Origin of the sequence: Kineosporia mesophila (assembly GCF_021129235.1) — a bacterium.
GTDB lineage: Bacteria > Actinomycetota > Actinomycetes > Actinomycetales > Kineosporiaceae > Kineosporia > Kineosporia mesophila.
Map to the genome: position 1 here is coordinate 220,562 of NZ_JAJOMA010000005.1, position 12,872 is coordinate 233,433.

Genomic DNA, 12,872 nt, shown 5'->3' on the forward strand with positions numbered 1-12,872 from the left:
GGACGCCGGCCCGCTCGTCTCGAGCGGGTCGGCACTTTTCGTTTTCCATCGTTGCAAAACGCTTTGGTCTGACATAGCGTCTTCATCGTGCCCGGCAACGTCGTCGGCACTCACGAAGGAGGCCGTGGACCTATGACCCGACTCGGTGACCAGCTGCCCCTGGGGCGGCGCTCCCTTCTCGCCGGAGCCACCGGAGCCCTGGGAATTGCCGCTCTACCAGCAACTTCAGCATCAGCAGCGGTCCCTACCACGGCCGCGCGAGGCTCCGCGAACTGGCCGGACCCGCAGCCGTACGGCCGGGCCGACCCGAGACCGCAGTTGTGGCCCCGGAAAGACAACTCCTTCGTCCTCGATCTCGAACTCCGGCCCCGCGACGAGGAACTCGGACGGGTCTGGATGCGGGACACGTACGTCAACTGTTTCGTCGTCGACGGCCGGCCGCTCTACGTCGCCACCGGCACCACGAACGCCGAAGGCCTGCCCGGCCCGGGTCCTTACAACGACGGCATCTTCGTCTGGACCGCCCGGTCGCTCAAAGGACCCTGGAAGCTGGCCGACACCAAAAAGATTCGCCCCAAGGCAGATAAGGGGAAGGTCTGGTCACCGGAGTTCGTCACCGAGAACACCGCCGGCCGCACGGTGGTCGCCCCCTGGCAGGAGTGGTGGGAGGACGACGGCCAGTTCGGCCGGCGCGGCAACGTCTGGGCCCCGGAAGTGCATTACTTCCAGGGAAAGTGGTACATCGTGGCGTGCATGGGCGATCATTCGAAGAAGGTCGGCACCTTCACGCTGATCAGCGAGGGTGGCGTCGAGGGCCCGTACCGGGTGGCCCAGGGCAACCTGGAGAAGCCCTACGGTGAGAACGTCGGCGGCCCGGACTGGATCGACCCGGCCGTCTACTTCCACATCGACGGCGGCATGTACACCGAGGGCAAGAAGGCCTGGCTGATCCTGCACAACCATCTCTACGCGCGGTACACGGACGACCTGGAGAACATCGAGACCATCGCGGAGTTCAAGGAAACCCCCTGGGGCGTGGAGCCTTACCTGGAGGGCGCGTACGTCTTCAAGTACGGCAAGAAGTACCACCTGTTGCTGGCCGCCTGGGACTGGACCTCGCTCGACGCCGACGGCAGCCCGCGCTACTCCTACGAGCCCGACCAGGACGGCCGCAAGCAGTACCAGTACGACACGGTGGTGGCCGTCTCGGACAAGCTCGAGGGCCCGTACTCCGAGCGCTACACCGCCGGCGTGGGTATCGGGCACAACAACTTCTTCGTCGACCACACCGGGCAGCTGTGGGGCACGTTCTTCCTGAACCCGGCCGGTGGGTACTACTCGAACGCGGCCCGGGTGGACGACGCGGCCGTGTCCGGCGTGGTCAAGCTGGAGTACACCGGTGACCGGCTCTACGTGAAACGGCCCTAAAATGCCCGAATGATCGATTTCGCGACAGATTCGGTGTTTCGGCTCAGCGAGTGCTCGCCCGGCGACGTGGAGAAGCACGTCGGGCCCATCCTGATTCCGGGCGAGCAGCTGCTGTGGACCTTCAAGACCGTGCGTGACTTCGTCGCGTTCACCGACAAGCGCATCGTCGCGGTGAACGTGCAGGGCCTGAGCGGCAAGAAGAAAGACTTCACCACGCTGCCCTACAACAAGATTCAGGTGTTCTCGATCGAGACCGCCGGCACCTTCGACCTCGACGCCGAGCTCGACCTGTGGTTCAGCACGGTCGGCAACATCCGGTTCGAGTTCAAGGGCCGCGTCGACATCCGCGCGATCAGCCAGCTGATCGCCACCTACGTGCTGGGCTGATCTTCCTTCCGATCGCCGGATCAGGCGACCGGCACGACCACCGTGCGCAGGGCGTTGCGCAGCTTCGTCAGGTCTTCCGCCGGGGACTCCATCAGCGGGAGACGCACGGTGGCGTGGGGGATCACGCCCTGTTCGGCGAGTGCGGCCTTGGCCATGATGGCTCCCGACGAGGTGCGCATCAGGGCGTCGGTCAGGGGGATCAGGTCGCGCATGACGTCCTGGGCCCGGTCGAGGTCGCTCTTGCGCACGGCGCGGATCAGTTCCGCGTTGCGGCCGGCCGCCACGTTGCCGACGACGCTGACCACTCCGGTGGCGCCGCTGGCGAGGTAGGGCAGGTTCAGTTCGTCGATGCCGCAGTAGTAGGCCAGGCCGGTCTGCGTCATGATCGTCATGGCCTCGAAGAGGTCGCCCTTCGCGTCCTTGATCGCCTGGATCCGCGGGTGGGCGGCCAGTTCGACAATGGTGGACGAGGTGAGCGCCAGGCCGGTCCGGCCGGGGATGTCGTAGAGCATCACGGGGAGGGCGGTGGCGTCGGCCACCGTCGTGCAGTGGGCCACCACGCCGGCCTGGGTGGGACGGTTGTAGTACGGCGTCACGAGCAGCAGGGCGTCGGCGCCGGCGGCCTCGGCCTCCTGGGCGCGGCGCACGGTGGCGGCGGTGTCGTAGGTGCCGACGCCGGCGATGACCGGGGCCTGCCCCTGCACCAGGGACTTCACCAGGCGCACGAGTTCGTTGGCCTCGTAGTCGCTCAGGGTGGGGGCCTCGCCGGTGGTGCCGCCGACCACGATGCCGTCGCAGCCGGTGCTGAGCAGGTGGTCGACCAGGTTCGCGACCGCGGCGTCGTCGATGGAGTTGTCCGGCTTCATCGGGGTCACCATGGCGACGATGTTGGAGCCGAAGAGCAGATCAGCGGGAACGCGGTCGGTTGCCATGGTGTCGATCCTCGCTTTCCGTCATGCTTGCGGTCCAGCGAAGGTTTCTTGGCACTATTGCGTAATCTGACTTGATGATCGATGTGAGCGCCCTGCGGGCGCTGCGTTCGGTGGCCACCCTGGGCACCCTGGCGAAGGCCGCGGAGGAGCTGGGTTTCACCGCCTCGGCGGTGTCGCAGCAGATCAAGCGCCTGGAGCGGGAGGTCGGCGTGCCGGTTCTGGCCCCGGCGGGGCGCGGTGTCGTGCTCACTCCGGCCGGTCAGGCGGTGGTCGATTCGGCCCCCGAGGTCTTCCAGGCGCTGGAGCACTGTGCCGAGGCGGCCCGGTCGGTGGCCGACGGCGCCCCGCAGGGCACCCTGCGCGTGGTCGCCTTCTCGACGGGTGTGCGCGGCCTGCTCGCCCCTGCGGTCGCCGACCTGGCCGTCCGCTGTCCGGAGCTTTTCCTGCACATCAGCGAGCAGGACCCGGACCAGGCCCTGCACAGCGTGGAGGCCGGGACCGCCGACCTGGCGCTGATCCACGACGCCGATGGAGTGCCGGTCGCTCTTCCCCCGTCCGTGATCCAGCGGCACATCCACACCGACGTCGGTGACGTCGTCCTTCATCGTTCTCATCCGCTCGTCGCTCTCGACCGTCCGCTGACGGTCGCGGACCTGTCCGGGCACCCCTGGGTGACGAGCCCACCCGGGACGGTGTGCCACCAGTGGTTCCGGCGGCTGTTCGCCGGGGCCGACGGGGATCCGGACGTGCGGCACCTGATCGACGACTTCAGTACGCAGTTGTCGCTGGTGGCCTCCGGTTCGGTGATCGCGCTGATCCCGCGGCTGGGCCGCCCGCCGTTGCGCGCGGACCTGGTCGCCCTGCCGCTGAAACGCGTTCCCAAGCGCGAGGTCTTCGCGGCCTGGCGGCGCAGCGCGAACGCCAGCCCGGCGATCCGGGCGGTGCTGGCCGAGCTGGGCACCTCGGCCGGAGCCGGTCTGTGACCGACACCACTCAACCGGTCACATAATTCACTCCTGGCCCGAGACGTACCTAATGTCCCTGTGCGAACGTGGTCCGGACCGGGACGCAGGGATCACCCGGCAGGGCCCGGAGGATTTCCATGACCGCCGCTCGACGCAGCCTGTACGCGCTGCTGGCCACCGCGTCCACCATGGTGCTGTTCGGCTGCGCGACCGCTCAGGGGGCACCGCCCGACCCCGCGGCGACACTCAGCCTGGACTTCGTCGCCGTCTGCCAGGACCCGACGACCCTGACCATCCTCACCGACGAGTACTGCCTGGGTGGCCATCCGGACGCGACCTGGCGGTTCTACAGCGAGAACCTCTACCGCGACGTCGGGGCGAGCGCCTTCGACGCCGGACAGAAGACCTACGGCGGCCTGACGAAACTCCCCCGGCCGGACGTCTCCACCGACATCGAGGTGCGGTGGGGCCGGCACGCCCAGGCGGTCGAGACGCTCTCCGTCACCTCCCCGGCGCCCTGAGAACGGACGGGTACTACCGTGGGCCGCGCTCAGGTCCAGTAGTCCAGACGAACGCAGGAGACCTCCCGTGACGATCGACAGCACCCTGGAGGCCGCCGTCCGCGAGGGCTTCGCAGCCTCGGTGGCGGAAGAGCCGGACGACTTCGACGCGGCGATCGAGGCCATTCTGGATCGTGGGGACGACTTCACCATCGGCGCGTTCCAGCTCGCCATCAATGTCACCGCCGTGATCCTGCAGGACATGCACGACGGTGACGTGCCCGATCCGGAGCAGATCGATGACCTCGCCGACGACTTCGCGGAGACTCAGGAGGACTGGTCACTGGTCTCGGCCGAGCTGGTGCGCACCTATATGAGCGCGGCGCTGGGCGAGCAGGCCGTGCTCGACGTGATGAGTCCCGGCGACGTCGCGATCACCGGCTTCGCCCTGGGCGGCTGGCTGCTGTCCGCCTTCCTGCCCGACGACAAGGACTGGACCGACTACCTCGACGAGGTGCTCCAGGTGCTGGAGACGGCACTCGGGGAAGAATGAGGGCCCGGGACTGAACCGCACTTATCCCTAAGCTTTCAGGGTCCAAGATCACGTTCGCGACAAGAAGCCTGAAACTTGAACTACCAGTCCCTACGCTGCTTTCTGTGAAAAGCCTTCGTTTCCTTGCCGGCACTGTCGTCGCCGGCGCCGCCCTGGCCCTGCTGGGTCCCATCGCCCCGGCCCAGGCGGCCTCCTCCTGCACCATCACCCCGACGTCGGCCACGCTGTTCACCAAGGCCAAGAACGTGAAGTTCGGCGTCGCGGGTAGCACCGAGTGGACGGTCGAGATCAGCGACCTCTTCGTCTTCGCGGTCAAGGACCCCGATTTCAGCTCGACCATCGTCCAGATGAGCCCCAAGTTCTACCTGAACTCCGACGCCGGCCTGCACGCCGTCAAGGTGACCCGCGCAACCAGCGAGTGCAGCACCAGTTTCCGGCTTCTGCGGGGCTCGGTGATCAGCGCCAAGGCGACGAACATCGGCAGCGGCAAGCGCACCGTGACCGGCACGCTGAAGCGGGCCGACTTCGGCTACGGCACCTACTCGGCCGTCTCCGGCCAGAAGGTCCGCATCGAGTACAAGACGGCCACCGGCAAGTGGGCCGGCGCCGGCACCGTCACGACGGCGAAAAACGGCACGTTCAAGCTGACGAAGAAGAGCGCCAAGCGGCAGTGGCGGGCGGTGTTCGGCGGCACTTCGACCACCGCCACGCGCACCTCCGCGGTCACGGCCGGCTGATTCCCGAACTGCCGCAGGAGCCCTCGACCTCCTGCGGCAGGCGTAGGCCTACCCGCCCCGAACGACTGCACCGAGAGTGCATCGACCTCACCGACGCGCCGGGATGAAGAGCTCTCCCCTAAGACGCGAATCGCCTGTTCAGGCTGAAGGTGGGATGACCGAGGCGGACTCGGTCCGGATCCTAGGGTCTACACATCGTGGTCATGGACGTGGTTGGCCGTACGCGATCGTTCTACCGGGCCGATGCCCAGAACAACCCGCAAAAGGCGTAACCCCGGCGATATAGCCGAGGCCAGTGATCGTTCCGGGGTCTTCCCAAGAAGATTCGCAGAAGGGCAAGACGATGTCAATCGGTACGGCGGCGGCGCAGTGGGATCACCGGATCATTCGCCAGCACCTGACCACGGAGCGCATGGAGTCCTACGAGCTGGCCGCTCACGGCGATCCGGAACTTGCCTTCGCCCTCTACGAATGGAACATCCGGGCCTCGGCAGCCGCAATGACGACAGCGGCGATGGTGGAGGTCATCGTGCGGAATGCGATGGACCAGCAATTGCGTAGATGGGCCGATCAGCGGCATCACGGACAGTCCTGGTTCGACGTGGCGCCACTGGACCAGCAGGGCCGGAACGACATCGCCCAGGCCAGAGCACGCGCCACCCGCTACCGCCGTGACCGTGAACTTCACGGCAAGGTCATCGCCGAACTCACCCTCGGATTCTGGCGTTACCTTTCCGCTTCGCGCTACCTCACGGCCCTGTGGACACCCGCCATCGGCCATGCTTTCCCGCTCAGCCCCAGCAACCTGACCGTCCGTCGGATCGAGGTTGACCGTTCTCTTCAAAAACTGCAGTACCTGCGCAATCGCGCCGCCCACCACGAGCCGATCCACCGCCGGAACCTCATGGACGACCACGATGCCGCCGTGAGAGTGACCTCCTGGATCTCCCCGGCCTGCTCGGCCTGGGTGGCCGACCGGTCGCCCATTCCCGCGATCGTCACCGGTCGGCCCTGCTGATCCGGTCCTATGCTGCGTTCGCCGCCACCGGCCGGCCCGCCGACGTCCTGGCCGCATCGACGGCCCTTTCACCCTCGTCGAAGTGAAGAATCAGGCTGTCGATGTGCCCCTCGCACAGGACGACTTAGGCGACCGGATTCCCGTTCTCGCCCGTGCCCACCGCCGTCGGGTACGCCGCACCCGCTGATGGCCGGGACCAGACCGGCAGCGACGCCGCTCCACTGCAAGCGCTTCCGCATCCGTTCGGATCCCCAGGTCATCCGTGCATTGTGGGTGCCGGAGCACTGTCGGTCGCCGAATCAGGAAGGACGTTCATCGCGGTTCGGTGGGCGGCCGATAGTTCCGGTGAGCTCGAAAAACCGCTTCCGTTCATCGTCTTCGGCACATGACACGCCGCCAGGTCACGGAACGGCAAAATCCGGGAAAGTCGCGAACCACCCGGTTAGGGTGGGCAATGCCCGGTCGGGCACTTGCTTCCAGCACTTCCCTGGGGATCACCATGCGTTTTGCCTTCTCTCGCGTTCCCACCCGTATTGCAGTCGTTTTGGCGGCGGCCGGCCTGATCGCCGCCTCTGCCACCGCATCCGCCTTCGCGACCACTCCCGAAGCCGGCAGCCCTACCGCCGACTGCACCTGGAGCGTCAAGATCCACGAGACGCCCAAGGGCTTCACCGACGTCTGGCCGAGCGCGGGCAACGACGACGCCTTCGTCGGCTCCGGCGACAACGGCCACGGCACCCGCGCCCTGCTCTGGCAGGACGACAAGGTCACCGTGCTCGACTCACCGAGCGGAAAGCGCGCTCAGAGTGTAGATATCAATGCCGACGGCGTGATCCTCGCCAACGATCTGACCGATGATCGCCCGTACCTCGTGATGAAGGGCAAGGTCGTCGAACTCGCCGTGCCGAAGGGGGCGTCCTCCACCACCGCGCGGTCGATCAACGACAAGGGGGTCATCGCGGGCTATGCCGACTTCGACGGGAACAACCACGCCGTCGTCTGGTCGGCCGACTCCCCGAAGAAGTACCACGACCTCGGTGCCGGTGACGGCAGCCTGGTTCTGACCGACATCACCGACTCGGGCACGCTCATCGGCACCACGACCGACGACCCGGAGTACGGCGTCCCCCGTGCGGTGAAGGGCACGATCAAGGGCGGTCTTTCGGCGGTCGACGGGCTGAAGGCGTTCCAGGACTCCTCCGCCCGCAGCGCCGCCGACACGTACGTCCTGGCCGGGAGCACCCCGTCGGGTGCGACCGATCAGGTCACGGTGCTGATGAAAGACGCGTCGAGCACCGTTCTGCCGGCCACCTTCAGTGGGCACGTGGTCAATGGGAGCGGGCTGGTGGCCGGCTCCCCCACGGGCGGCTACCTCGGGCAGGCCGCGGTGTGGAACGCCGGAACGGTCACCCGGCTGCCGAACTACGTCGAGGGCGGCTACAGCAGCGTCAGCGACGTGACCGAGAACGGCACGGTGATCGGGTACAGCCAGTCCTCGGTGGACGACATCGGATACGACCCGGCGCCGGCCACCTGGACCTGCTCCTGATCGTCCACCCGAAAAAAGGCCGGGGCCCCGAGCAGCGTGCTGCTCGGGGCCCCGGCCTTGGTGCGCGTTACTTGGCGTCAGCCGGGCTGAGCACCTGGTCGATCAGGTAGACGGTGGCGTTGGCGGTCTTCACGCCGCCGCAGATCACGCTGGCCCCGTTCACCTTGAGGTCGTCGCCGGATCCGGTGACGTCGACGTTCTTGCCCTCGACGGTCTTCTGCTCACCCGCCACGTCGCTCGGCGAGAGCTGCCCCGCCACGACGTGGTACGTCAGAATGTCGGTCAGGGTCTTGCTGTCGGTCTTCAAAGAGTCCAGCGTCTTGGCCGGCACCTTCGCGAAGGCATCGTCAACCGGTGCGAAAACTGTGAACTCGCCACCATTCAGGGTGTCCACCAGGTCGACGTCCGGGTTCAGCTTGCCCGAGACCGCCGCGGTCAGGGTCTTGAGCAGCGGGTTGTTGCTGGCGGCCGTGGCCACCGGGTCGGCTGCCATGCCGGACACGGAGCCGGCACCGTCCGGGACCTGCTCGGCGTAGGCCGCGCAACCGGAGCCGACCATCTCGGTGTCCATGGCTGAACCGGTGGTCATCGACGGGCTCGAGGCGCTCGTCGAGCTCATACCGGTCGACCCGGCGTCGGTGCTGCCGTCACTGTCGCTGCCACAGGCCGCCAGGCCCGCGGTGGCGGTGAGAGCGATCCCGGCGATGAAGAACTTGCGCATCGAAGCGTTCATGATATTGCCTTCCAGCAGAGGATGTTCAACTGTCTGCGGGTGGTTCGGGGCCCTACCGCGGACGGATTGGTTTTTCTGAAAATCTTTTTCCTGGAGCCGGCGACGGCTCAGGCCACCGTGACGACAATCGACTGCCAGCCCGACGAACCATTGGGGAAGGGCTCCGCCCGGTCCTCGATCTGGATGTCGCCCTCACCGTCCACCGCCCGCACCTGAAGCGTGTGCGAACCGGACGGCGCATCCCACTCCCAGACCCACTGCCGCCACAGGTCGTCGTTCACGGCCGTAGAGAGCCTGGTCTTCTGCCAGGAACCGCCGTCGACACGCACCTCGACCTGCGAAATACCCCGCTGCTGAGCCCAGGCCACCCCGGCGACGGCCACCTTGCCGGGCTTGACCCGAGCCAGCGGACGCGGCGTGTCGATGCGCGAACTGGTCTTGATCGGCGCCTGCTGGTCCCAGCCCCGCCGGACCCAGTACGGGTCGAACGCGTCGAACCGCGAGAGCTCCAGATCGACGAGCCATTTGGTGGCGCTGACGTAGCCGTACAGGCCGGGGACAACCATCCGGCACGGAAATCCGTGCTCGGGCAGCAACGGCTCACCGTTCATCGCGATCGCCAGCATGGCCGCCCGGCCGTCCATGACGGCCGAGACCGGGGTCCCGATCGTCATCCCGTCCACCGAGGTACCCACCAGCTGATCGGACTGCGGATCCACGCCCGCCTCCCGCAGCAGCGGAGCCAGTTCGACGCCGAGCCAGCGAGCGGTGCCGAGCAGATTGCCCCCGACCTCGTTGGACACGCAGGTCATCGTGATGTCGTGCTCCACGATCGGCCGCGCGAGCAGGTCGCCGAAGTCGAGAGTGATCTCCTTACCGACCATTCCGTGGATCTTCAGCTGCCAGTCGTCGGTGGTCAGCCGCGGCACCGAGAGAGCGGTGTCGACCCGGTAGAAGTCGGCGGGCGCGGTGTAGAAACTGCTGACGCCCTCGACCTTCAGCATCGCCCCGTCCGGGAGTGCCTCGGCCGGGCGGACGGGGACCGGCAGTTTCAGGGCCTTGCGGGAGGCCGCGACGTTGGTGCGCAGATTCTGCAGAGACCGGCCGGCCACCCCGGAGGCCACGGCCGCAGCCGCCAGAACCGCTGTCACCAGTACGGCCCGTCGGGACCGATCCGGTTGACCCGTCGGGTCCTTCAGTAGAAATGCCAGTCCGGCGACCGCGACGAGGGCCGCCACCAGCGAGGGCACGACGTCGATCGGTCGAGCCTGCGGCCGGGTGAGGGCAGCCGCCGCCGCGACCAGCCCGAGCAGGGCGGCACCGGCGAGACCGATCCGCCGAAAACGCGTCGCCACGGCACCGACCACGGCCGCGAGCAGGGCAACAGTGACGAAGATGCCCGCCAGCAGCACCCTCTTGTCGTTCTCCCCGAACTGCTCGATGGCGAACTCCTTGAGCCATCGAGGAGTTCGGTCGATCGCGGCGCCACCGACAACGATGGCGGGTGCTACGGACCGGCCGATCGCTCCCGCGACCAGCTCTGCGACCCCGAGCGCGAGCCCGGCCGCGACGAGTCCGGACACAGCACCCCGCACCAGACCGCTCTTTCGCGACGTACCGGTCGCCGTCATGGTCTGTCGCCTCCTGCCGATGATTGGAATCGGCGGAGGTTCGGCGCGAGTGGTGTCACTGGATTGGTCCGGGCTTCCTCAAGGCCGGCAGGTCCCCTTGGTGCAGCGATCAGGTCTTGGCCGACTCGCCCGGTTCACCGCCTGCCATAGTCCTGGCATGCAGCGAAAAGTGACTTTCTGGGCAGCCGGCGCAGCCCTTGGCGCACTCAGCTTGGCGGGGTGTGGCAGTTCCTCTTCAGCCGGCACACCCTCAGCAGCCACGGCGGCCACTTCTGCGGCCACCACACCGGCCGAGGCCACGGCGGGCTACACGGATGCCGAGGCCTGTGCCTGGCTGAAGCAGAACCTGGGCGATCTCCCGGACACCGAGATCGGCGCCATGACCCAGCTGACCCTCGGCCTGTCCACCTTTTTCGAGGAGCACGGCGGCCTGGAGCACGCCGACGGTTACGTGCTCGACGAGGCGCTCACCCGGGGTTGCCCCGACGTGCTCGCACAGGCTCTGAAGAAGGCCGGGATCAAGACTTTCGGGAATCTCTGACCGGAGGGTCAGCGATTCCCGTCGAGTTCCGGCTCGGCGGGATCCTGTTCGATCACAGTCTCGCTGCTGCGGGGTGCCAGAGCATCGGTGCCGTTCTCGAAGAACTGCCAGCCGTGTGTGTGGATGAGCTGACCAACGGCCTGGGCGGGACTGCTGACCGTCAGGCGGGCATCTTCCTCCACGTCGTCGGGCCACGAGGTGAGGTAGGCCGCCCGGCCGGCCTCGACCAGCGCGGCCTCGTCGAGAATCTCGAAGTCGGCCCGGTGTTCGACCGTCAGGATCGCACCGGCAGCCACATCGTCCTCTGGCTCGAAATCGTCCTCGTCATCTTCCCGGAGGGAGAACGGGAACGAGCCGCAGACATCGAACTCCGCCTCGGTCAACGCATCCAGGGCCTGCTGCAACCGCTGCGCCGAGTCGATGTAGTCCGGTATCTCCACCTGTCGCCCGACCCGGGCCGCCACCAGGGCGGTGTGAGCGTTCAGCGTCTCCAGGAGCGCTGCCGTGGCAGCCGCGTACCGGTCCCGCGCCGCGGGCGTCCACTGAGTGACGCCGTCATCCTGATCCACGACGGCGACGATAGGGCATTCCCGGCGCATCGCCGTTCGAGGCCCGCACCGCTCTCAGGCCTTGCCGTCAGGGGCGTCGACGAGGTCCGCCATCTGGTGGCCGACCTGCCGCAGGGTCCTGACCTGATCGCCGATCACCAGACGTCGCACGGCCGCGACATGACCGGGTGCGGCAGCGCCGACAAGCGCCTCCGCCAGAAGCTATACCGCTCCACTGCAAAGGTTTCAATTATCAGACGGTTCGCCCAGAAGGGCTGGACCCCCGCCCGGCCGGTCGTTCGGGAACCCCGGTCATCTTCCCGAACGGTCATCGGCCGATCTTCACTGCCCATTCAGGGCGGCCCACTACACCCAAGACTTCGGGTCCGCCGCCGATCGCCTGACCTCCCGACCGATCGCCCCGAAATCAAGGCCACCGAGATCCACATCGGCCAGTTCAGGAAGTAGCTCCGGACTGAGCTGTCGCAGCGGCTCGACGAACGCCCCGCCCAGTTCTTCGTCCGGGGCCGGGGCCCAGCCCAGGACATCGCGGTCCCCGTACGCTTCCGGGTCGCCGCCCAGATCAGCCATGAACTCCATGACCAGCATCGGGTTGGCTTGCCTCGTACCGATGACTCACCCGGTCGCGCCTCGGGCCGTGCACGGCCCCGTCGACCGAATCCCCGTCCTCCTTGAGGAAGCCCACCGGAGGGGACGCTGGGGGGCGGTGCCCGGGGCCCGCAGCGGCCACCGACACGAACGGCTGATACCGCCCATCTGCCTTCTGCGGCTCGCGGGGACCGAGCCGGCGTGCGATCCACGTGCGATACGCAGCAACAAACGAGAGACGCCGCCAGCCTGGAAGCTATCTCGGGATGATCCCGAAAGGGCTTCCGACCAGCGGCGTAGCTCTTAAGAAAGTGGCCAGGGACGGGGTCGAACCGTCGACCTTCCGATTTTCAGTCGGACGCTCGTACCAACTGAGCTACCTGGCCCGAACCTGAGTCGAACTTGCTGACCCAGGGAAGCGACCCTGACGGGACTTGAACCCGCGACCTCCGCCTTGACAGGGCGGCGCGCTAACCAACTGCGCTACAGGGCCTTGCTTGTGTTTACCAACCTACCGTACTGCTGGTGAAGCGTACCCCCAACGGGATTCGAACCCGTGCTACCGCCTTGAAAGGGCAGCGTCCTAGGCCACTAGACGATGGGGGCCTTAAGACTCACGACGGACTTTCTTTGTCTCCGTTGCGGACATGTAGAAGCTTAGGGGGTTGTGGCCGAATCTCCAAAGCGACTTACCGGCGACCCTCCAGGCATCTCGTCAAACCCCTTCTGACCTGCATCGAC

At 67.1% G+C, this 12,872-nt stretch carries 14 protein-coding genes and 3 tRNA genes; 9 read left to right on the forward strand and 8 right to left on the reverse strand.

Features of this window, described 5'->3' with window-relative positions; translation table 11 throughout:
- Positions 1-132 precede the first annotated feature (132 nt).
- Together LR393_RS09315 and LR393_RS09320 are read left to right on the forward strand one after the other, a co-directional pair.
- Complete coding sequence (locus LR393_RS09315) at positions 133-1,428, forward strand: family 43 glycosylhydrolase (RefSeq protein ID WP_231483171.1); 1,296 nt, start codon at positions 133-135, stop codon at positions 1,426-1,428.
- Between the two features lie 9 nt (positions 1,429-1,437).
- Positions 1,438-1,815: a PH domain-containing protein gene (locus tag LR393_RS09320; protein ID WP_231483172.1), complete on the forward strand. Its 378-nt coding sequence runs from the start codon at positions 1,438-1,440 to the stop codon at positions 1,813-1,815.
- Between the two features lie 20 nt (positions 1,816-1,835).
- On the opposite strand, the gene dapA is transcribed toward LR393_RS09320, so the two are convergent.
- Positions 1,836-2,747, reverse strand: a complete 912-nt coding sequence (dapA, locus tag LR393_RS09325) for a 4-hydroxy-tetrahydrodipicolinate synthase (protein ID WP_231483173.1) — start codon at positions 2,745-2,747, stop codon at positions 1,836-1,838.
- Positions 2,748-2,821: 74 nt separating this feature from the next.
- Between dapA and LR393_RS09330 the strand changes: the two genes are divergently transcribed.
- From LR393_RS09330 to LR393_RS09355, 6 genes are all read left to right on the forward strand, one after another.
- A complete protein-coding gene (locus LR393_RS09330) occupies positions 2,822-3,730 on the forward strand; it encodes a LysR family transcriptional regulator (RefSeq protein ID WP_231483174.1) in 909 nt (302 codons plus the stop codon).
- 119 nt (positions 3,731-3,849) lie between these two features.
- Positions 3,850-4,233 carry a hypothetical protein gene (locus LR393_RS09335; protein WP_231483175.1) on the forward strand — a complete coding sequence of 128 codons (384 nt, stop codon included), beginning with the start codon at positions 3,850-3,852 and terminating at the stop codon, positions 4,231-4,233.
- Between the two features lie 67 nt (positions 4,234-4,300).
- Entirely contained in the window at positions 4,301-4,765 is a 465-nt protein-coding gene (locus LR393_RS09340) for a hypothetical protein (RefSeq protein WP_231483176.1), read from the forward strand.
- A gap of 104 nt (positions 4,766-4,869) precedes the next feature.
- Entirely contained in the window at positions 4,870-5,502 is a 633-nt protein-coding gene (locus LR393_RS09345; RefSeq protein WP_231483177.1) for a hypothetical protein, read from the forward strand.
- Between the two features lie 295 nt (positions 5,503-5,797).
- Positions 5,798-6,520, forward strand: a complete 723-nt coding sequence (locus LR393_RS09350) for a hypothetical protein (protein WP_231483178.1) — start codon at positions 5,798-5,800, stop codon at positions 6,518-6,520.
- Between the two features lie 544 nt (positions 6,521-7,064).
- Positions 7,065-8,069 (forward strand): hypothetical protein, encoded by a 1,005-nt coding sequence (locus LR393_RS09355; RefSeq protein ID WP_231483179.1) that lies wholly within the window; start codon positions 7,065-7,067, stop codon positions 8,067-8,069.
- Positions 8,070-8,136: 67 nt separating this feature from the next.
- Here the strand turns inward: LR393_RS09355 and LR393_RS09360 are convergent, their stop codons facing one another.
- Both LR393_RS09360 and LR393_RS09365 read right to left on the reverse strand, forming a co-directional pair.
- A complete protein-coding gene (locus LR393_RS09360; protein WP_231483180.1) occupies positions 8,137-8,802 on the reverse strand; it encodes a fasciclin domain-containing protein in 666 nt (221 codons plus the stop codon).
- Between the two features lie 107 nt (positions 8,803-8,909).
- Positions 8,910-10,433 carry a molybdopterin-dependent oxidoreductase gene (locus LR393_RS09365; RefSeq protein ID WP_231483181.1) on the reverse strand — a complete coding sequence of 508 codons (1,524 nt, stop codon included), beginning with the start codon at positions 10,431-10,433 and terminating at the stop codon, positions 8,910-8,912.
- Positions 10,434-10,590: 157 nt separating this feature from the next.
- Here LR393_RS09365 and LR393_RS09370 point away from each other — a divergent pair, with 157 nt between their 5' ends.
- On the forward strand, positions 10,591-10,974 hold the full coding sequence (locus LR393_RS09370; RefSeq protein WP_231483182.1) for a hypothetical protein: 384 nt from the start codon (positions 10,591-10,593) through the stop codon (positions 10,972-10,974).
- Between the two features lie 8 nt (positions 10,975-10,982).
- Here LR393_RS09370 and LR393_RS09375 read toward each other — a convergent pair whose 3' ends face one another.
- The 5 genes from LR393_RS09375 to LR393_RS09395 form a co-directional block, all read right to left on the reverse strand.
- Positions 10,983-11,543 (reverse strand): hypothetical protein, encoded by a 561-nt coding sequence (locus tag LR393_RS09375; protein ID WP_231483183.1) that lies wholly within the window; start codon positions 11,541-11,543, stop codon positions 10,983-10,985.
- 345 nt (positions 11,544-11,888) lie between these two features.
- Positions 11,889-12,113, reverse strand: a complete 225-nt coding sequence (locus tag LR393_RS09380; protein WP_231483184.1) for a hypothetical protein — start codon at positions 12,111-12,113, stop codon at positions 11,889-11,891.
- A gap of 330 nt (positions 12,114-12,443) precedes the next feature.
- Positions 12,444-12,517, reverse strand: a tRNA-Phe gene (locus LR393_RS09385).
- A gap of 33 nt (positions 12,518-12,550) precedes the next feature.
- Positions 12,551-12,624, reverse strand: a tRNA-Asp gene (locus tag LR393_RS09390).
- Positions 12,625-12,664: 40 nt separating this feature from the next.
- Positions 12,665-12,737 (reverse strand) — tRNA-Glu (locus LR393_RS09395).
- Between the last annotated feature and the right edge of the window lie 135 nt (positions 12,738-12,872).

Excerpts from the sequence above, each read along its gene's own strand:
- LR393_RS09315 (WP_231483171.1), top strand. The coding sequence starts at position 133 with ATGACCCGACTCGGTGACCAGCTGCCCCTGGGGCGGCGCTCCCTTCTC.
- LR393_RS09320 (WP_231483172.1), top strand. The coding sequence starts at position 1,438 with ATGATCGATTTCGCGACAGATTCGGTGTTTCGGCTCAGCGAGTGCTCG.
- dapA (WP_231483173.1), bottom strand. The coding sequence starts at position 2,747 with ATGGCAACCGACCGCGTTCCCGCTGATCTGCTCTTCGGCTCCAACATC.
- LR393_RS09330 (WP_231483174.1), top strand. The coding sequence starts at position 2,822 with ATGATCGATGTGAGCGCCCTGCGGGCGCTGCGTTCGGTGGCCACCCTG.
- LR393_RS09335 (WP_231483175.1), top strand. The coding sequence starts at position 3,850 with ATGACCGCCGCTCGACGCAGCCTGTACGCGCTGCTGGCCACCGCGTCC.
- LR393_RS09360 (WP_231483180.1), bottom strand. The coding sequence starts at position 8,802 with ATGAACGCTTCGATGCGCAAGTTCTTCATCGCCGGGATCGCTCTCACC.
- LR393_RS09365 (WP_231483181.1), bottom strand. The coding sequence starts at position 10,433 with ATGACGGCGACCGGTACGTCGCGAAAGAGCGGTCTGGTGCGGGGTGCT.
- LR393_RS09370 (WP_231483182.1), top strand. The coding sequence starts at position 10,591 with ATGCAGCGAAAAGTGACTTTCTGGGCAGCCGGCGCAGCCCTTGGCGCA.
- LR393_RS09380 (WP_231483184.1), bottom strand. The coding sequence starts at position 12,113 with ATGGCTGATCTGGGCGGCGACCCGGAAGCGTACGGGGACCGCGATGTC.